The following is a 19,263-nucleotide window of genomic DNA, read 5'->3' as shown; positions in this document are numbered from 1 at the left end:
TGTGGCAGCCGGGTCAGTCGGGTCAGTCGGTGCCGAGGTCGGTGAGCTTGTCCTCGGGTCGGGGGCCGGCCTTGCGCTGGGGGTGGCCGGCGACCTCCATCGTGGCCCACGCGTCGTCCCACCAGGCCTCGGGCTGGGCGGGGTCGATCGTGGCCGGGTCGCTGAGCTCGGCGTCGGTCTCGAGCGGACGGCCGTCGTCGAGCACGACGAACGGCTTCTCGCCGGGGAACACCATGCCCTGCTCGCGGCCCTGCTGCTCGATGTAGGCCGGCGTGCGCTGCCGCTGGATCTCGCCTTCCATGCGCTCGATGTCGGCCTGGCTGGCGTCGATGCGCGACTGGAGGTCGTCGAGGTGGTCGCGCTGCTGCAGGTAGGCCCGCAGCGACGAGGCGTAGGAGACCGCGAGCACGGCGAGGATGACGACGAGCACGGCCGCCCGGCTCGTGAACCGCGGACGACGCGGGCTCGCGCCGGCGCGCGCCGCGGCCGGGCCCGACGAGGTGGCCGCGGTGGACGACGTGCGGCGGCTCGGGCGGCCGGCGCCCGGCGTGCGACGAGGCCCGCCCCGCCCGGCGGTTCCCTTACCGCGGGCGGGCGGACGACGTCCTGGTCCCGGCGTAGGCATGGGGACCATCCTCCCTCGCGGGAGGCTCGGATCAGCGCAGGAAACGCGGGAAGGCCGCAGCTCCGGCGTAGCGCGCGGCGTCGCCGAGCTCCTCCTCGATGCGCAGCAGTTGGTTGTACTTGGCGACGCGCTCGGAGCGGGCCGGGGCACCGGTCTTGATCTGGCCGCAGTTGGTGGCGACGGCGAGGTCGGCGATCGTGGTGTCCTCGGTCTCGCCGGAGCGGTGGCTCATCATGCAGCGGAAGCCGTTGCGGTGGGCGAGGTCGACGGAGTCGAGGGTCTCGGTCAGCGAGCCGATCTGGTTGACCTTGACCAGCAGGGCGTTGGCGTTGCCGCCCTCGATGCCGCGCTGCAGCCGCTCGACGTTGGTGACGAACAGGTCGTCGCCGACGATCTGGATCTGCTGGCCGAGCTGGTCGGTCATGGTCTTCCAGCCGCCCCAGTCCTCCTCGTCGAGCGGGTCCTCGATGCTGACGATCGGGTAGGCCGAGCACAGCTCGGCGTAGTAGGCGGTCATCTCGGCGCTCGTCTTCGAGCCGCCCTCGAAGGCGTAGGCGCCGTTGTCGTGGAACTCCGAGGCCGCGACGTCGAGCGCGAGCGCGAAGTCCGTGCCGAGCTCGTAGCCGGCCTGGCCGATCGCCTCGGCGATGAGGTCGAGGGCGGCGCGGTTGGAGTCGAGGCTGGGCGCGAACCCGCCCTCGTCGCCGAGCCCGGTGGCGAGGCCCTTCTTCTTCAGCACGGTCTTGAGGGTGTGGTAGACCTCGGCGCCCTGGCGCAGCGCCTCGCGGAACGTCGGCGCACCGATCGGCGCGATCATGAACTCCTGGACGTCGACGTTGGAGTCGGCGTGCGAGCCACCGTTGAGGATGTTCATCATCGGCACCGGCAGCACGTGGGCGTTGGGCCCACCGACGTAGCGGTAGAGCGGCAGGCCGCTGGAGTCGGCGGCGGCGCGGGCGACCGCGAGCGAGACGCCGAGGATGGCGTTGGCGCCGAGGTCGGCCTTGTTGGGGGTGCCGTCGAGGTCGAGCATGGCCTGGTCGATCAGGCGCTGGTCGTCGACGGTCATGCCCTCGAGGGCCGGACCGATCTTCGAGATCACGGCGTCGACGGCGTTGGCCACGCCCTTGCCGAGGTAGCGCTCGCCGCCGTCGCGCAGCTCGACCGCCTCGAACGCGCCCGTGGAGGCGCCGCTGGGCACCGCGGCCCGGGCGAACGCCCCGTCGTCGAGGGCCACCTCGACCTCGACGGTGGGGTTGCCGCGCGAGTCGAGGATCTCGCGGGCTCCGACGGCTTCGATCGATGCCACGTCACATGCTCCTGGGTGCCGATATGGGGTAGGAGCACCCACGCTATCGCTGCTCCGCCCGCGAGCGCTCGCGCGCCCGGGCGCGGCCCGCAACTGACCCGCGGGTAACACAAGGGTTACCCCGGTAGCGGTGCGCACGGCGTCCCGGAGACCTTGTCTAGACCACCCGGTCGCGTCGCCCACCAGGCCTGCCTCCCGGTGGCGCACCACCGCCAAGGAACCCCGAACGGCCGGAGCCGAACAGGCTCGAGTCCGGCCGAGCCAAGGAGCCAGAAGCACCATGAAGCACACCCGACCCATCACCGTCGCCATCGCCGGAGGAGCCGCCTGTGCAGCGCTCCTCGCCTCGCCCGCTGCACAGGGCGCTCCGGACCCCGGCGCGGTCAAGCCCGGGGCTGACGTACCGACCTACGCGGAGTTCCGCGAGGCCACGTACCGCGACTTCGACGGCCAGTACATCGTGAACGGCGACGAGCCGATCGACGCCGAGGAGCTGCGCGCCTACTACAACCGCATGGTCAGCACCGCCGACGGCGAGAGCGCCCACGGCGAGGACGCGCAGGGTCCGATCAACGGCCTCATCGTCAACCAGGACGGCGGCGCCGACGACGTCTGGACGGCCGGCGAGGTCGGCAACCTGACCTACTGCGTGAGCGACGACTTCGGCTCGATGAAGAGCACCGTGGTCGCCGCGATGGCCGACGGCGCGGCCGAGTGGGAGGCCGCCTCGTCGGCCATCGACTTCGTCTACGACTCCAGCGCCGACGCCGACTGCGTGACCAGCAACGACGACGTGCTGTTCCCGGTCGAGCCGGTCAACACCAGCTCCTACATCGCCCGGGCGTTCTTCCCGAGCAGCCCCGACTACGAGCGCAACGTGCTCGTGGCCGACTCGCTGACGACGTCCGGCTGGGACCCGGCCAACATCATGGCCCACGAGCTCGGCCACGTGCTCGGCTTCCGGCACGAGCACACGCGACCCGAGGCGGGCACCTGCTTCGAGGACAACAACTGGCGCCCGCTGACGCCGTACGACGCGGCGTCGATCATGCACTACCCGCAGTGCAACGGCGCCTCGCAGGACCTCACCATGTCGGCCACCGACCGCAGCGGCGTGGCCGACCTGTACGGCGGCTGAGCCGCGGCTCCACCCCCGATCACCACAGGGTCGGCCCCGGGCGGGGGCCGACCCTGTGGTTCCTCCGCGGGACCCGGCGCGTTCATCCGCCGGCCACCGCCCGGTCGACCGGCTCCGCTTGCGTAGGCCGGTCCGACCGCGGAGCCCGACCGCGGTCCCGCCGGAAGGCCTCCCCGTGCAGCTCCGCCGTCCTCGCACCGCGCTCGTCGCGCTGTGCACCGTCCCCCTCGTCGTCGCCGGTCTGCAGACCGGCCCGGCGTCCGCCCGTCCCGACGAGCGCCCGAACCGTCCGATCGGCCCGCAGTCGCGCCTGGCGGCGACCGGTCCGTGGTTCGACCGCGTGGCGACCTACCCGGTCTTCCAGAACGTGCCGGCCGGTGTCGACCCGGCCGACGAGACCGTCGCGGAGATCTCCACCGTCACCCCCGACGGCAACACGGTCGTCTACACCGACGCCGCCGGCCAGCGCATCGGCTTCCTCGACATCACCGACCCCACCGCTCCCGTGGGCGCCGGCACCCTCGACCTCGCCGCGCTCGGCCACGCCGACGACCAGCCGACGTCGGTGGCCGCGGTCGGCGACGTCGTCCTCGTCGTGGTCGACGAGTCCGGCGGCGACTTCGTGGACCCGGCCGGCCGCGTCGACGTCGTCAGCCTCGCCACCCGGCAGGTGCTGCACTCGATCGACCTCGGCGGCCAGCCCGACTCGATCGCCATCAGCCCCGACGGCGACTACGCCGCCATCGCGATGGAGAACCAGCGCGACGAGGAGGCCACCCCGCCGGGCGGCGAGGAGGGCGACCTGCCGCAGCTGCCCGCCGGCTCGCTGCAGGTCGTCGACCTCTCCCCCGCCGACCCGACCTCGTGGACGGCGACCGAGGTGCCGCTCGTCGAGCCCGACGGCGACCCCCTGCCGTCGTTCGTCGAGGCCGGGCTCGACACCCCCGAGGACCCCGAGCCCGAGTACGTCGACATCAACGACGACGACCAGGTCGTGATGACCCTGCAGGAGAACAACGGCGTCGTCGTCGTCGACCTGCCCACGCTCACGGTCGAGAACGTCTTCTCCGCCGGCAACGCCATCGTCTCCGGCGTCGACGCCACCGACAACGGCGTCTTCGACGCCGACGACGCCATCGACCTGCCGCGCGAGCCCGACTCGGTGCAGTGGGTCGGCGACGGCCTCGTCGCCACCGCGAACGAGGGCGACTGGAAGGGCGGCACCCGCGGGTGGACCGTCTTCGACGCCACCACCGGCGACGTCGTCTGGGACGCCGGCAACACCTTCGAGAACCTCGCCATCCGGCACGGGCTGTTCAACGACGACCGTGCCGACAACAAGGGCGCCGAGCCCGAGGGCCTCGCCTTCGACGTCGTCGGTGGCGTGCCGACCGCGTTCGTCGGCTCCGAGCGCAGCAACTTCGTCGCCGTCTACGACATGACCGACCCGACCCGCCCGGCCTTCCGCCAGGTGCTGCCGGCCACCAACGGCCCCGAGGGCCTGCTGCCGATCCCCTCGCGCAACCTGCTCGTCGTCTCCTCCGAGACCGACGAGAGCGACGTCCAGGTGCGGGCCTCGGTCGGGATCTACCGGCTCGGCTCGTCGACGCCGCGGTTCCCCTCCGTCGTCTCGACCACGCTGCCCGGGGAGCCGACGCCCATCGGCTGGGGCGCCCTCGGCGCGCTGTCGGGCAAGCCAGGCGACGCCGGCGCGATGTACGCCGCCAGCGACTCCGCCTTCGCCACCGGCCGCATCTACGAGGTCGACGTGACCGGCACCCCGGCCGTGATCACCGACGTCACCACCGTGCGCGCCGCCGACGGCAGCCGTCCCGCGATCGACATCGAGGGCATCTCCGCGCGACCGGCCGGCGGCTTCTGGCTCGCGGCCGAGGGCGCCACCGGCCCGGCCAACCAGCTCGTGCGGACCGACGCCGCGGGCGTCGTCCGGCAGACGGTGGCGCTGCCGACCGAGGTGAGCTCGCACATCCGCAACTGGGGCCTCGAGGGCGTCGCCGTGCGCGGCTCGGGCGCCTCGGAGCAGGTCTTCGTCGCCGTCCAGCGGCCGCTCTGGGTCGACCCGTCGGTCGCCGCGGGCGCCGTGGAGCCGCTCGAGGGCAACGTCGCGCGCATCGGCCGCTACGACGTCGCCACCGCCCGGTGGACCTGGTTCACCTACCCGCTCGCCACCACGAGCACCCCGGGCGACTGGATCGGCCTGTCGGAGATCGCCGTGGTCGACGACAACACCCTCGCCGTCATCGAGCGCGACAAGCTGGCCGGCACGCGCGCGGCCTTCAAGCGCGTCTACACCGTCGACGTGCCCGCCGGCACGCCGTCGCGACCGACCCGCCTGGCCAAGCGTCTCGCCGTCGACCTGCTGCCCGCGATGCGCGCCCAGAAGGGCTGGACCCAGGAGAAGCTCGAGGGCCTCGGCATCGCGGCCGACGGCGCCGTGATCGCGGTCACCGACAACGACGGCCTGTCCGACGCCACCGGCGAGTCGCAGCTCTACCGCCTCGGTGGGCTCAAGCGGGTCTTCGCCGCCTCCATCGGCACGACGACCGGCCTCCGGACGACCAAGCGCACCGTGCGCCGCGGCCAGCCGGTCACGCTGACCGTGCGCGTCGGCCCGTCGTTCACCACCGGCGTCGTCCGGCTGACCGACCGCGGTCGCGTCGTCCGCACGCTGCGGCTGCGCGGCGGCGCGGCGCGCGTGACTCTGCGGCCCGCGCGCGGTGTGCACCGTTACCGCGCGGTCTACGCCGGTGCCGCCGACGCGCTCGGCTCGGCCTCGAAGGTCGTGCCGGTGACCGTGCTGAAGAAGAAGCCGCGCGGACGCCGCTGACCCACGCCGGCGCCGGCTCGACCCTCAGCCCCGCAGCAGGCGGCGGACGGCGTCGCGCAGCTCCTGCTCGGGGTCGACGCCGGCGTCGTGGGCCTCGACCACCAGGGCGAGGAGGCGGTCGCCGAGACCGTCGCCGGCCCCGTGACCGCCCGGCTCGGCCGGGCGTCCGGCGCGCCCCAGCCGGTCGACGACCTTGTCGGCGTAGAGGAGCGCAGGCAGGGTCGGGGCGATGCCGTCGGTGACGTCGTCACGCGACTTCTCGGTGGCCTTGACCTGCTCCCACAGCTCGTTGACCTCGGCCGCGCTCGTCTGCGCCCCCGCGTCGCCGAAGACGTGCGGGTTGCGGCGCCGCATCTTGGCCACGATGCCGGCCGCCACGTCGTCGAGGGTGAAGGTGCCGGACTCCTCGGCGATCGCGGCGTGGAAGTAGACCTGCAGGAGCAGGTCGCCGAGCTCCTCGGCGAGGTCGCCGGGCGTGCCGGTCTCGATGGCGTCGACGGTCTCGTGCAGCTCCTCGACGAGGTAGCGCACGAGGCTGCGGTGGGTCTGCCCGGCCTTCCACGGGCACTCGGCCCGCAGCCTGCGCATGACCTCGCGGAACTCGAGCAGCGGCTCGTCGGACACGGTCGCGCCTCTCGGGAGAGGGTCAGGCCGTGGGGCCGCAGACCTGGTCGGCCGGCAGGCCCTCGGCCGCTGCCGCGACCTCCTCCTGGTTGCCGCCGAGCAGCTCGAGCCCCGCCTCGGCCTGGGCGGCGACGGCGGCGTCGCTGACCGGGATCGACAGGCCCTCGTCGGCGGTGAAGGTGCCGTCGTCGGCGAGGGCGACGCCGTAGGCGGGGTTGAGGTCGACGTCGTTGTCGACGAGCCACTCCTGCAGCGCCTGCACACCGCGGGCGGCGGCCGCCTCGTCGTCGGCCGAGGTGCCGTCGTCGAGCAGCTCGGCACCGATGACGCCGGCCGCTGCCGCGACGTAGAGGCGCGCCACCTCGCCGTCGGCGAACAGCTCGGCGTCGTCGGCGTCGCCGGCCTCGGCGAGCTGCTGGCGGACCGCGGAGGCCTGGGTATCGACGTCGGAGGGCAGGTCGAGGCCGAGCTCGTCGAGCACCTTCTCGGCCGCGACGCGGCGCACGGCGGTCTCGAACGTCAGGCGTCGCACCGCGGACTTCGGGAAAGCCGCCTGCTGGCCCTCGGCGGCGTCGAGGAAGTCGCAGATGCCCTGGGTCTCGTCGTCGACGTCGCTCGTGGTGATCGCCGTGCCACCGACCTCGGCGGCGAGGCCGGGCCGGGCCTGCTCGTCGGCGACACCGCAGCCGTTGAGGGCGATGCCCGCGACGAGCACGGGGGTCAGCAGGGCGGCACGGCGCACGGGGTGCTTCACGACGAGGGCTCCAGGGTCGGCTGGCTGGCGGGCAGCGGGTCGATGACGCTGTCGATGACACCGCGGGCCCATTCAAGCAGGGCGATGCCCTCGAGCGGGGTGCCGGTCCGGCCGGGGATGCCGGGCCTCGGGACCAGGACGGCGTCGGCCGCGGCCTTGATGATCGACTTGGGGTACATGCGCTGCAGGCGCACCTGCCGCGACTCGGGCAGCGAGACCGGGGCGAAGCGCACGTTGCGACCGGCGATGGTGACCTCGCCGACGCCGGCCTGGCGGGCCCGCGCGCGGAACCGGGCCACGAGCTGCAGCGAGACGACCTCGACGGGCGGCTCGCCGTAGCGGTCGACCATCTCCTCGGCGATCTTGTCGACGTCGTCGTCGGTGCGGACCTCGGCGAGGCGGCGGTACATCTCGAGCCGCAGCCGCTCGCTCTCGATGTAGTCGTGCGGCAGGTGGGCCTCGATCGGCAGCTCGATGCGGACCTCGTTGAGCTCGGGCTCGGTGTCGCCCTTGAACTCGGCGACGGCCTCGCCGACGAGACGCACGTAGAGGTCGAAGCCGACGTCGGCGATGTGGCCGGACTGCTCGCCGCCGAGCAGGTTGCCGGCGCCGCGGATCTCGAGGTCCTTCATCGCGATGGCCATGCCGCCGCCGAGGTCGGAGTGCTGGGCCAGCGTGGCGAGGCGCTCGTGGGCGGTCTCGGTGAGCGGCTTCTCGCCCGGGTAGAGGAAGTAGGCGTAGGCGCGCTCGCGGCTGCGGCCCACCCGCCCGCGCAGCTGGTGCAGCTGCGAGAGGCCGAGGGTGTCGGAGCGCTCGATGATCATGGTGTTGGCGTTGGAGACGTCGAGACCGGACTCGACGAGCGTGGTGCACACGAGCACGTCGAAGCGCTTCTCCCAGAAGTCGAGCATCACCTGCTCGAGCTGCTTCTCGTTCATCTGCCCGTGCGCGGTGGCGACCCGGGCCTCGGGCACGAGCTCACGGATCTTCGAGGCGGCCTTCTCGATGGAGTTGACCCGGTTGTGGATGTAGAACACCTGGCCGTCGCGCAGCAGCTCGCGGCGGACGGCGGCGGTGACCTGACGGTCCTCGTAGGCGCCGACGTAGGTGAGCACCGGGTGGCGCTCCTCGGGCGGGGTGGTGATGGTCGACATCTCGCGGATGCCGGTGATCGACATCTCGAGCGTGCGCGGGATCGGGGTGGCGCTCATGCTGAGCACGTCGACCGAGGTGCGCAGCCGCTTCATCTGCTCCTTGTGCTCGACGCCGAAGCGCTGCTCCTCGTCGACGATGATGAGGCCGAGGTCCTTCATCTTGATGTCGGGGTTGAGCAGGCGGTGGGTGCCGACGACGATGTCGATCGAGCCCTCGGCGAGACCGGCGGCGACCTCCTTGGCCTCCTTGTCGGTCTGGAACCGGCTGAGGCCCTTGATCACGACCGGGAACCCGCTCATGCGCTCGGCGAAGGTGCTCAGGTGCTGGGTGACCAGCAGCGTGGTGGGCACCAGGACGGCGACCTGCTTGCCGTCCTGCACGGCCTTGAACGCCGCCCGGACGGCGATCTCGGTCTTGCCGTAGCCGACGTCGCCACAGATGAGGCGGTCCATCGGCACGACCTGGCGCATGTCGGACTTGACCTCCTCGACCGTGCTCAGCTGGTCGGGGGTCTCGGTGAACGGGAAGGCGTCCTCCAGCTCGCGCTGCCACGGGGTGTCGGGGCCGAACGCGTAGCCCTTGGTGGCCTGGCGCGCGGCGTAGAGCTTGATCAGCTCGGCCGCGATCTCCTTGACCGCCTTGCGGGCGCGGGCCTTGCGCTTGGTCCAGTCGGCGCCGCCGAGGCGGTCGAGGCTGGGCTGCTCGCCGCCGACGTAGCGGGTGACCTGGTCGAGGGCGTCGGCCGGCACGTAGAGGCGGTCGGGCGGGGCGCCGCGCTTGGTGGCGCCGTACTCGAGCACGAGGTACTCGCGGCGCGCGCCCTGCACGTCGCGCTGCTTCATCTCGACGAAGCGGCCGACGCCGTGCTGCTCGTGGACGACGTAGTCGCCGGCCTTGAGCTCGAGCGGGTCGATCTGCTTCTTGCGGCGGGCAGGCATCTTGCGCATGTCGCGCGTGGACGCGCCGCGCTGGCCGCTGACGTCCTCCCCGGTGACGACGGCGATGCGGGCGGCGTCGTCGACGAAGCCGTGCGAGAGCGCGCCGCAGGTGACGGTGACGACGCCGAGCTCGAGGTCGCCCTGCTCGACGATGCGGGCCGGGACGTCGCGCTCGGCGAGCTGCTCGACCAGGCGCTGGGCCGGTCCGTGGCCGGGGTGGACGGCGACGACCTGGTAGCCGTCGCCGCGCCACCGGTCGAGGTCGGCGAGCGCCTTCGCGACGTCGCCGTGGTAGGTCGGCACGGGGACGGCCGGGAGCGCGACGCTGGGCCGGTCGCCGGTTTCGACCACGTCACCCAGCTCGCCCGGGTCGAGGCCGAACGGGCTGAGCGACCACCACGACTGCCCGCGCCCGAGCACGTGCTCGCGGACGTCGCCGAGCGAGCGGTAGGACGCCGCACCGAGGTCGATCGGGGCCTGTCCCCCACCCGCCGCGGCGGCCCACGAGGCACCGAGGAACTCGTCGCTGGTGGCGACGAGGTCGTGGGCGCGGGTGCGCACGCGCTCGGGGTCGAGCACGAGCAGGTGGGCGTCGGCGGCGAAGAGGTCGACGAGCAGCTCCATCTCGTCGACCAGCACGGGCGCGAGCGACTCCATGCCCTCGGCGGCGATGCCGTGGGCGATCTTGTCGGTGAGCTCGAGCAGCTGCGGGTGTTCGCGGCCGAGCTCGGCGGCGCGGCCCCGCACGTCGTCGGTGAGCAGCAGCTCACGGCACGGCGGCGCCCACAGGCGCTCGGCCTTGTCGAGGGTGCGCTGGTCGGCGACCGAGAACGAGCGGATCTCCTCGACGTCGTCGCCCCACAGCTCGACGCGCAGCGGGTGCTCCTCGGTGGGCGGGAAGACGTCGACGATGCCGCCGCGCACGGCGAACTCGCCGCGCTTCTCGACCAGGTCGACGCGCGTGTAGGCGGCGTCGACGAGCCGGCGGACGAGGTCGTCGAGGGGCATGGAGTCGCCGAGCGCGAGCTCGACCGGTTCGAGGTCGGCCAGGCCCTTGACCTGCGGCTGCAGGATCGAGCGGACCGGTGCGACGACGACCTTCAGCGGGCCGTTGGCGGCGTCGGTGCCGGGGTGCGCGAGGCGGCGCAGGACCGCCAACCGCTTGCCGACGGTGTCGCTGCGCGGGCTGAGCCGCTCGTGCGGCAGCGTCTCCCAGCTCGGGTAGTGCGCGACGACCTCGGGCCCGACCAGGTCGCCGAGCTCGGCCGTGAGCTCCTCGGCCTCGCGCGTGGTCGCGGTGACGACGAGCGTGGAGCGGCCGGCCCCGACCAGCGCGGCGGCCACGAACGAGCGGAGCGAGCCCGGCCCGGTGAGGTCGAGCGTGCGGGCCTCGCGCGAGCGGGCCCGGGTCGCGAGGTCGGCGTAGGCCGGGGTGGCGAGCACGAGGCGGGCCAGGGCGGCGAGGGACACAGGGACTCCCGTAGAGCAGGTGGGGCAGCACGAGCGGCCCCCGATCAGGTCGATCGGGGGTGCTTCTCGAGTCTAGGACCGCCCACCGACAGTCCTTCATCGGCGCTCGGCCGAGGAACCCTCAGACGACGGTGACCGGGTGCTTCACGACGGCGTCGAAGAAGTAGCCCTGCGCGTTGAGCGGGCTGACGTCGGGCTGGGTGCGCCCGGCGCGGTCGGTGGCGCGGGCCAGCAGCTGGTAGGAGCCGGGGCGCGGCTTCGGCCAGCGCACGGAGAACTGCGTCCAGCCGTGCCCGCGGTCGCCACGGTCGCGCCGGTGGTGGCCGTGGTGCCCGTGGGGGTGGCGGTCGTCGAGGTCGGCGCGCCGCCAGGTGGCGCCGCCGTCGAGGCTGACGTCGACGCGGGCGATCGGCGCGGCGCCCGACCACGCGCGGCCGGTGAGCGTGTGGGTGCGGCCGGCGGCCAGGATGGCCGGCAGCGGCAGCTCCCAGGCCGAGCGCACGGGGTTGACGGTGAGCGGCGGCGAGTCGGCCGGGTAGTCACCGCCGGTCATCCGGTAGAAGGTCGTGTTCCACGGCGAGGTGAGCTCGCGTGTGGCGACCTCGAGCGAGCCGAGCCACTTGATGCTCGCGATGCCGATCCAGCCCGGCAGCACCAGCCGCAGCGGGAAGCCGTGGTCGGGCAGCAGGGGCTGGCCGTTGGCCCCCCATGCCAGGAGGGCGTCGTCCAGCCCCTTGGTGACGGGGAACGGACGCCGGACGCGACCGTAGTCGGTGGTGCCGCTGCGGAACGGGTCGTCGAGGCCGGTGGCCATGATCGAGACGGCGTCGCGGTCGAGGCCGAGGCGCCGCAGCACGGTGCGCAGCCGCACGCCCTCCCACTCGACCGTGCCGACGGAGCCGAGCCTCCAGGCGGTGCCGCTGACGGTCTGGCCCTGCTGGGAGGCGAAGAAGCTGCGACCGTTGCCGGTGCACTCGTGGACGGCGGTGAGCCGGGTGCGCGGCAGGCGCCGCAGGTCGCGCAGGCTCAGGCTGACGGCGTCGGCCTCGCTGCGGGCCTCGCGCAGGCCGTCGCCGAAGACCCGCAGCCGGTAGGTGGCGGCGTCGATGGTCGGGGTCGCGGTGTGGTTGCGCACGAACAGGTCGGCCTGCGGGGTGAGGTAGCGGCGCGGGTCGACGGAGTCCCAGCGCATCTCGGCGTTGGTGCCGAAGTCGACGAACCGCTCGGGCGGCAGGGGCTTGACGATGGACGGCGCCCCCGCCGCGGCGGGACGCTGGGCCTGCCCCACGGTGCTCGCAACGGTGCTGGCGATCGGGGCTGCGGCGGCGGAGGCCAGGACGGAGCGACGGCTGGTCGGCATGGCGCGACCCTAACACTAGTAAGTCACTTCAGTTGATGACCTCTGGAACCCTGGGAGGCAGGTGACGCTTGACACAACAACACGATCGGGCATAAAACAACACATACCAACATGCATGATCCAGGGAGAGCCATGACCGACCTCATCACCCCGGCGCTCGTCCGCCTCGATGCCGACCTCGGCAGCGACAAGCACGACACCATCCGTGCGCTCGCCGCCGTCGTCGCCGACGCCGGCCGCGCGACCGACGTCGAGCAGCTCGTCGACGACGCCTTCGCCCGGGAGGCCAAGTCGGCCACCGGCCTCAAGGACGGCATCGCGATCCCCCACTGCCGTACCACCGGCGTCGAGGTGCCGACGCTCGTCTTCGCCCGGCTCGCCCCGCCCGTCGATTTCGGCGCCAAGGACGGCCCGGCCGACCTCGCCTTCCTCATCGCCGCTCCCGCCGGCGGCGACAACACCCACCTGCAGATCCTCACCAAGCTGGCCCGGGCGCTGGTGCGCCCGGACTTCACCGACGGGCTCCGCGCCGCCAACACGGCCGACGAAGTCGTCGCGCTGGTCGCCGGGGTCGTGGCGCCCGAGGAGGCTCCCGCGCCCGCCCAGGCCGAGAAGGCTCCCGCGGCCGCCGCCCGGCGCCTGGTCGCGGTCACCGCGTGCCCGACCGGCATCGCGCACACCTACATGGCGGCCGAGGCGCTCGAGGCCGCCGCGCAGCGCGCCGGCGTCACCATCGACGTCGAGACCCAGGGCTCGGCCGGCTCGACGCCGCTCAAGCCCGAGACGATAGCCGCGGCCGACGCCGTGATCTTCGCCGTCGACGTCGGCGTGCGCGACCGCTCGCGCTTCGCCGGCAAGCCCGTCGTGTCGTCGGGCGTGAAGCGTCCGATCGACGACGGCGACGCCATGATCGCCGAGGCCCTGCGCTACGCCGACGACCCCGGTGCGCCGCGCGTCGAGGGGACGGCGTCCGCCGGTGAGACCTCGTCGTCCGGCGCCGCCGAGTCGTGGGGCGGGCGCACGCGCCGGGTGCTGATGACCGGCGTGTCGTACATGATCCCGTTCGTCGCCGCCGGCGGCCTGATGATCGCGCTCGGCTTCCTGCTCGGCGGCTACGAGATCGTCGGACCCTACGGCGACATCGCCGTCAACAACACGCTGTTCGACCTGCCGGACCCGTCGGCCCTGGGCCTCGACCACGCACTGTTCGGCTCGGGTCTCGCCGCCTACCTCGGCGCGCTGTTCTTCATCATCGGCAAGACCGCGTTCATGTTCTTCATCCCGGCGCTGGCCGGCTACATCGCCTACGCGATCGCCGACCGTCCGGGCATCGCCCCCGGCTTCATCGTCGGCGGCCTGGCGGCCAACATCTTCAACGTGCAGACCTCAGCGGCCGACCCGGTCGCCCTGCCGGCCACCGGCTTCCTCGGCGCCATCGTCGGCGGCGTGCTCGCCGGCCTGGTCGCGCACTGGATCGCCGGCTGGAAGGTGCCCGCCTGGGCGCGCGGCCTGATGCCCGTGCTCGTCATCCCGCTGCTCACCTCGGTCATCGCCGGCCTGGCGATGATCGTCGTGTTCGGCAAGCCGATCGGCTGGCTGATGGACCAGCTCAACAACGGTCTGTCCGACATGAGCGGCAGCTACGCGATCCTGCTCGGCGTCGTGCTCGGCCTGATGATGGCCTTCGACATGGGCGGCCCGCTCAACAAGGTCGCCTACTCCTTCGCCGCGGCCGGCGTCGGCGGTGCCTCGCTCGCCAGCGACGCACCCGAGCTGAAGATCATGGCCGCGGTCATGCTCGCCGGCATGGTCCCCCCGATCGCCCTCGCGCTCGCCACCGTCGTCCGCCCGCAGCTGTTCACGGTGCCCGAGCGCGAGAACGGCAAGGCCGGCTGGCTGCTGGGCGCCTCGTTCATCACCGAGGGCGCCATCCCGTTCGCCGCAGCCGACCCGCTGCGGGTCATCCCCGCGATCATGCTCGGCAGCGCCGTCACCGGCGGCCTCTCCGAGGCGTTCGGCGTCAGCGTGCGCGCCCCGCACGGCGGCATCTTCGTGCTCTTCGCCGTCGACGGCGTCCTCGGCTTCCTGGTCGCGCTCGCCGCCGGCGTCGTCGTCGGCGCGGCCGCGGTGGTCGGGCTCAAGTCGTTCCGCCCGCGCGAGGTCGAGGTCGCGACCGTCTGACCGCTAGTCGGAGACCCGGAACGGCACGTGCCGGGGTTCGACCTCGGCGACCACGAGGTCGGAGAACACCAGGCGCAGGTCGTGACCGTTGGTCGCGACCTGCGCCTCGTGGAACGTGATCCCGACCTCCGCCGCCCAGCGCTCGGCGTCGTCGGAGCGGTCGAGGAGCGTCAGGCCCGGGTAGAGCACCTGCCACTCGACGCCCCAGACGTAGCCGTCGAGGTCGGCCTCGAGGGCGGCCCGGTGGTCGAGCAGCCGCTCGTCGAGCGACCTCCGCCAGATCTCGGGCGCGATCGCCGTCCGCGCCTCGGCCACGACGCAGTGCGTGAAGCGGTAACGCATGTGCACCGGGTCGCGCCCCGAGCCCGTCGGCGCGTGCACGTAGACGTAGAGGTCGTAGTCGCGCAGCTGCGGCGTGTATCCGTGGAAGACCAGCGCCTCGTCGAAGACGTCGGCGAACGCCGCGATGATCCCTGCTCGATCCACGACACCGATCCCATCACGCGCCGGTAGCCCCGGTCCGGTCGGAGTCGGGGCTGGTGGGGGCGGTCAGGGATGTCGGCGGGCGTGGGTGCCGGGTGGTGGCCGTCGGTCGACGGTCTTCTCGGTGCCGGTGGGGCTGGTCCAGTGGTAGAGGCCGGGTTCGACCATGCGGTACGACCAGTGGCCGTGGGTCTTGGCGCGGTGGTGGCGTCGGCAGAGGAGGGCGAGGTTCCAGGTGGCGGTGATGCCGCCGGACTCGAACGGGACGATGTGGTCGAGGTCGACCCGGCGCCGGGTGCAGTCGGGGAAGACGCAGCACCGGTCTCGCAGGGTGACGCGTTCGCGGATCGCATCGGAGGGTCGGTAGGCGGGGGTCTCGGCTGGTTCGGCGAGGTCGATGACCGGCTTCACGACGACCTTCGTGCCGGCGGTCTCGCACCAGGAGCGGACCTGCTGGACGAGGAGCGGGGTCTGGGTGTTGTCGAGCAGACCGGGCAGGTCCGGGTTCACCGCGTCGAGGTGGGCGTAGATCGTCACCCCACGCCCACCACCGCTGGTGTCGAGATCAAGACTGAGTTGATGGCGGGCCATCTCCCCCAGGGCTTGGGACCGTCGGACGTCGAGGGTCTCGGTGGAGCCGAGGTCAGCCAACGTCTGGGCGCCGTCGCGCAGGGCGTGTTCGAGGTCGATCGCGTCGGCGGTGTCGAGGGTGGCGATGACGTCGACGGTGCCGTCGGTGGTCGCACCCGCGAGGTACACGGTGACGCCCCGGTCCTCGAGCGCGGCGAGACGTCGGGCCTCAGCATCGGCGGGGTCGTGCTCGGCCCGGGCGGCGTCGACGGTGCGGTCGAGCTGGGCGAACGAGCACCGGTCCGCGACCGGGGTGATCGCCTTGTCGACGTGCCAGGTGGCGGTCTCGGACAGCGACATGGTCGCGTCCGCGATCTTGAACGCCCGCCACACCGGCACCTCGTGCTTGACCACGCGGAGGTAGAGCTTCGGGAGCCGGTGGCAGAGCTCGAGTGCCCGACCGAGGTAGGTCAGCCCGGCGTCGGTCGACGTCCCGAGCGAGAGGGCGAGGTCGAGCGCGGCGTACTCCGGCACCGCCGGAGCACCCGGACCGGCCAGGTGCAACGGCCGCTCGACCGACTGGAACAGCACGATGACCTCGTCCGAGGTGGCTTCGTTCCGTTCGGCCCACGCCAGGACCGACTTCAGCGTCTCGACCTGCGCTCCAGCCTCAGCGAGCCGCCGGCCACGCACCGCGAGCAGCAGCGGATCGCTGCTGCTCTTCGTCGCGGTGACCATAAGCCATGATACCACAGAATCGAACACACATTCGACTCGAAGTCGACCACGAACCCGACCTAGCTCCCTCCCCTGGGCCGCGCTGTGGCGGGCGGTGCGCCGGAGCTTGCGGAGGCGCCACCGCACGCGCCGGACCAGCACGCCGCGAGAGGCTCGGGGTCAAGGACCAATCCCCGAAACCGTGTGACGGCTCACCGTGGGGATTGGTCCTTGAGGCCGAGACGCGGCGTGCTACCGCGCGCGGCCAACCCGACCACGCACGGCAGTCACCCGGAGCTGATCACGCGGATCGACCTACGCTCGACCCATGACCAGGAACGCAGTGGTGACCGGCGGCGGAACCGGACTCGGCAGGGCGATCGCGGCCCGCCTCGCGACGGACGGCTGCGACGTCCTGGTCGTGGGGAGGCGCCAGCAACCCCTCGACGACACCGCGGAGGCGATCAACGCGAGCGTGGGCCGCGAGGCGGTCAGCACCCACTCCGCCGACCTGACCGACCCCGACGCCGTGGCCCGGCTGGCCGAGGCGGCGCCCGAGCAGGTGCACGTGCTGGTCAACAACGCCGGCGGCAACTACGCCGCGGGCGGGGACGGCCTGGCCGCGGTGGCCGAGGGGTTCCGGGCCGACTTCGAGGGCAACGTGGTCACCGCGGTGCTCACCACCGAGGCGCTGCTCCCGCGGATGGCCCGCCCGGGCGGGCGGATCGTGCTGATGTCGTCGATCGCCGGCCTGCGCGGGGCCGGCCCCTACGGCGCGGCCAAGGCAGCGCTGCACGGCTGGGGCCTCGGCCTCGCCACGCAGCTCGCGCCGGAGGAGATCACGGTCAACGTGGTCGCGCCCGGCTTCGTGCCCGACACCGAGTTCTGGTCGGCGCGGATGACCGACGAGCTCTACGCATCGCGCGTCGGCCCGATCCCGATGAACCGGCCCGGCACCCCCGACGAGGTCGCCTCCGCCGTCGCCTACCTCACCGCCGAGGACGCCGGCTGGACCACCGGGCAGATCCTCCAGGTCAACGGCGGCACCCTGCTCGGCCGCGGCTGACCCGAGGCCGCGGCCTCAGACCACCGATAGGGGCAGCAGCCGCTGACCGGTCGGCCCGATCTGGATCTCGGTGCCCATCTCCGGGCACACGCCACAGTCGTAGCACGGCGTCCAGCGGCAGTCCTCGACCTCGACGTCGGCGGATCCGTCGGCGACCGCGAGGGCGTCCTCCCAGTCGGCCCACAGCCAGTCCTTGTCGAGGCCGGAGTCGAGGTGGTCCCAGGGCAGGGTCTCGTCGTAGCCCCGCTCGCGGGTGGTGAACCACGCGAGGTCGACGCCGGTGCCCTCCAGGGCCGCGGCCGCGGCCGTGGTCCAGCGCTCGTAGGAGAAGTGCTCGCTCCAGCCGTCGAAGCGGCCGCCGTCGCGCCACACGGACTCGATGACGCGGCCGACGCGGCGGTCGCCGCGCGAGAGGAGTCCTTCGATGATGCCGGGCTTGCCGTCGTGGTAGCGGAAGCCGATGGCCCGGCCGTAGCGCTTGTCGGCGCGGACGACGTCGCGCAGCTGCTGCAGGCGGTCGTCGGTGGTCTCGACGTCGAGCTGGGCGGCCCACTGGAACGGCGTGTGGGGCTTGGGCACGAACCCGCCGATGGAGACGGTGCAGCGGATGTCGTTCTTGCCGGTGACCTCGCGGCCTTTCTTGATCACGGCCTTGGCCAGCTCGGCGACCTGGAGGACGTCCTCGAGCTCCTCGGTGGGCAGGCCCACCATGAAGTAGAGCTTCACCTGGCGCCAGCCGTGGCTGTAGGCCGCGGCGACGGTGCGGATGAGGTCCTCCTCGGTGACCATCTTGTTGATCACCTTGCGCATGCGCTCGCTGCCGCCCTCGGGGGCGAAGGTGAGCCCGGAGCGGCGTCCGTTGCGCGAGAACTCGTTGGCCAGGCTGATGTTGAACGCGTCGACGCGGGTCGAGGGCAGCGACAGCGAGACGTTGGAGCCCTCGTAGCGGTCGGCGAGGTCGGTGGCGAGGTCGCCGATCTCGGTGTGGTCGGCGCTGGAGAGCGAGAGCAGGCCGACCTCCTCGAAGCCCGACTTGCGGATGCCGTTCTCGACCATGGCGCCGATCGTGGTCAGGCTGCGCTCGCGCACCGGGCGGGTGATCATGCCGGCCTGGCAGAAGCGGCAGCCGCGCGTGCAGCCGCGGAAGATCTCGACGCTGAAGCGCTCGTGCACGGTCTCGGCGAGCGGCACGAGCGGCTTGGCCGGGTAGGGCCAGGCGTCGAGGTCCATGAGGGTGTGCTTGGTGACGCGGTGCGGCACGCCCGGCTTGGTCGGCGTCACCGACACGATCTGGCCGGAGGCGTCGTCGTAGGAGACGTCGTAGAACCGCGGCACGTAGATGTTGCCGGTGGCGGCGAGGCGGTGCAGCAGCTGCTCGCGGCCGCCGGGTCGACCCTCGGACTTCCACTCACGCACGAGGTCGGAGATCGCGAGCACGACCTCCTCGCCGTCGCCGAGCACGGCGGCGTCGATGAAGTCGGCGATGGGCTCGGGGTTGAACGCGGCGTGGCCGCCGGCGAGGACGACGGGGTCGTGGTCGCCCCGGTCGACCGCGTGGATCGGGATGCCGGCGAGGTCGAGCGCGTTGAGCATGTTCGTGTAGCCGAGCTCGGTGGAGAAGCTCAGGCCGAACAGGTCGAAGTCGCGCACCGAGCGGTGGCCGTCGACGGTGAACTGCGGGATCGGGCCGTGCTCGTCGCCGGCGCGCATCACCGCCTCCATGTCGGGCCACACGGCGTAGGTGCGCTCGGCGATGATCCAGTCGCGCTCGTTGAGCACCTCGTAGAGGATCTGCACGCCCTGGTTGGGCAGGCCGACCTCGTAGGCGTCGGGGTACATCAGGGCCCAGCGCACGGTGGGGCCGCCGGTCTCGGACGACGCGGCGCAGTCCCACTCCTTGACGGTGGAGTTGAGCTCGCCGCCGACGTACTGGATCGGCTTGCTCACCGTCGGCAGCAGGGGCTCGAGCCGGGGGAAGACGCTGGCGGACATGGGTCCGAGTCTACGAGCGACCCCCGTCGAGCC

The 19,263-nt window shown here is 72.6% G+C and carries 13 protein-coding genes; 4 read left to right on the top strand and 9 right to left on the bottom strand.

The window, feature by feature from the left end; genetic code table 11:
• Positions 1-22: 22 nt before the first annotated feature.
• Both ABFT23_RS19190 and eno read right to left on the bottom strand, forming a co-directional pair.
• The gene (locus ABFT23_RS19190) at positions 23-625 is read right to left on the bottom strand and encodes an FtsB family cell division protein (RefSeq protein WP_347898116.1); all 603 of its coding nucleotides are present in this window, start codon (positions 623-625) and stop codon (positions 23-25) included.
• A gap of 31 nt (positions 626-656) precedes the next feature.
• The gene (gene eno / locus ABFT23_RS19185; protein ID WP_347898114.1) at positions 657-1,934 is read right to left on the bottom strand and encodes a phosphopyruvate hydratase; all 1,278 of its coding nucleotides are present in this window, start codon (positions 1,932-1,934) and stop codon (positions 657-659) included.
• A gap of 280 nt (positions 1,935-2,214) precedes the next feature.
• Here eno and ABFT23_RS19180 point away from each other — a divergent pair, with 280 nt between their 5' ends.
• Positions 2,215-3,072: a zinc metalloprotease gene (locus tag ABFT23_RS19180; RefSeq protein ID WP_347898112.1), complete on the top strand. Its 858-nt coding sequence runs from the start codon at positions 2,215-2,217 to the stop codon at positions 3,070-3,072.
• A gap of 175 nt (positions 3,073-3,247) precedes the next feature.
• Positions 3,248-5,920, top strand: coding sequence for an esterase-like activity of phytase family protein (locus ABFT23_RS19175; protein ID WP_347898110.1), 2,673 nt, complete (start codon positions 3,248-3,250; stop codon positions 5,918-5,920).
• Between the two features lie 24 nt (positions 5,921-5,944).
• Here the strand turns inward: ABFT23_RS19175 and ABFT23_RS19170 are convergent, their stop codons facing one another.
• The 4 genes from ABFT23_RS19170 to ABFT23_RS19155 form a co-directional block, all read right to left on the bottom strand.
• Positions 5,945-6,544 carry a MazG family protein gene (locus ABFT23_RS19170; protein WP_347898109.1) on the bottom strand — a complete coding sequence of 200 codons (600 nt, stop codon included), beginning with the start codon at positions 6,542-6,544 and terminating at the stop codon, positions 5,945-5,947.
• 22 nt (positions 6,545-6,566) lie between these two features.
• A complete protein-coding gene (locus ABFT23_RS19165) occupies positions 6,567-7,298 on the bottom strand; it encodes a hypothetical protein (RefSeq protein WP_347898107.1) in 732 nt (243 codons plus the stop codon).
• Positions 7,295-10,861, bottom strand: a complete 3,567-nt coding sequence (mfd, locus tag ABFT23_RS19160; RefSeq protein WP_347898105.1) for a transcription-repair coupling factor — start codon at positions 10,859-10,861, stop codon at positions 7,295-7,297. Before mfd ends, ABFT23_RS19165 begins: the two co-directional genes overlap by 4 nt.
• A gap of 121 nt (positions 10,862-10,982) precedes the next feature.
• Positions 10,983-12,221 (bottom strand): molybdopterin-dependent oxidoreductase, encoded by a 1,239-nt coding sequence (locus ABFT23_RS19155; RefSeq protein WP_347898103.1) that lies wholly within the window; start codon positions 12,219-12,221, stop codon positions 10,983-10,985.
• Between the two features lie 132 nt (positions 12,222-12,353).
• Between ABFT23_RS19155 and ABFT23_RS19150 the strand changes: the two genes are divergently transcribed.
• Entirely contained in the window at positions 12,354-14,402 is a 2,049-nt protein-coding gene (locus ABFT23_RS19150; RefSeq protein ID WP_347898102.1) for a PTS fructose transporter subunit IIABC, read from the top strand.
• Positions 14,403-14,405: 3 nt separating this feature from the next.
• On the opposite strand, the gene ABFT23_RS19145 is transcribed toward ABFT23_RS19150, so the two are convergent.
• Both ABFT23_RS19145 and ABFT23_RS19140 read right to left on the bottom strand, forming a co-directional pair.
• Complete coding sequence (locus ABFT23_RS19145) at positions 14,406-14,888, bottom strand: YxiG-like protein (protein ID WP_347898100.1); 483 nt, start codon at positions 14,886-14,888, stop codon at positions 14,406-14,408.
• Positions 14,889-14,951: 63 nt separating this feature from the next.
• Entirely contained in the window at positions 14,952-16,193 is a 1,242-nt protein-coding gene (locus tag ABFT23_RS19140) for an HNH endonuclease signature motif containing protein (protein WP_347898098.1), read from the bottom strand.
• A gap of 307 nt (positions 16,194-16,500) precedes the next feature.
• Between ABFT23_RS19140 and ABFT23_RS19135 the strand changes: the two genes are divergently transcribed.
• Positions 16,501-17,238, top strand: coding sequence for an SDR family NAD(P)-dependent oxidoreductase (locus tag ABFT23_RS19135; protein WP_347898097.1), 738 nt, complete (start codon positions 16,501-16,503; stop codon positions 17,236-17,238).
• A gap of 15 nt (positions 17,239-17,253) precedes the next feature.
• On the opposite strand, the gene ABFT23_RS19130 is transcribed toward ABFT23_RS19135, so the two are convergent.
• Positions 17,254-19,230, bottom strand: a complete 1,977-nt coding sequence (locus ABFT23_RS19130) for a TIGR03960 family B12-binding radical SAM protein (protein ID WP_347898095.1) — start codon at positions 19,228-19,230, stop codon at positions 17,254-17,256.
• Positions 19,231-19,263 lie beyond the last annotated feature (33 nt).

It is taken from the genome of Nocardioides secundeburneus, assembly GCF_039939255.1.
Taxonomy (GTDB): domain Bacteria; phylum Actinomycetota; class Actinomycetes; order Propionibacteriales; family Nocardioidaceae; genus Nocardioides.
Note: the sequence above shows the minus strand (reverse complement) of the source record. Positions and strands in the feature narration are given on the sequence as shown.

Excerpts from the sequence above, each read along its gene's own strand:
- ABFT23_RS19155 (WP_347898103.1), bottom strand. The coding sequence starts at position 12,221 with ATGCCGACCAGCCGTCGCTCCGTCCTGGCCTCCGCCGCCGCAGCCCCG.
- ABFT23_RS19190 (WP_347898116.1), bottom strand. The coding sequence starts at position 625 with ATGCCTACGCCGGGACCAGGACGTCGTCCGCCCGCCCGCGGTAAGGGA.
- ABFT23_RS19180 (WP_347898112.1), top strand. The coding sequence starts at position 2,215 with ATGAAGCACACCCGACCCATCACCGTCGCCATCGCCGGAGGAGCCGCC.
- ABFT23_RS19130 (WP_347898095.1), bottom strand. The coding sequence starts at position 19,230 with ATGTCCGCCAGCGTCTTCCCCCGGCTCGAGCCCCTGCTGCCGACGGTG.
- ABFT23_RS19140 (WP_347898098.1), bottom strand. The coding sequence starts at position 16,193 with ATGGTCACCGCGACGAAGAGCAGCAGCGATCCGCTGCTGCTCGCGGTG.
- ABFT23_RS19150 (WP_347898102.1), top strand. The coding sequence starts at position 12,354 with ATGACCGACCTCATCACCCCGGCGCTCGTCCGCCTCGATGCCGACCTC.
- ABFT23_RS19135 (WP_347898097.1), top strand. The coding sequence starts at position 16,501 with ATGACCAGGAACGCAGTGGTGACCGGCGGCGGAACCGGACTCGGCAGG.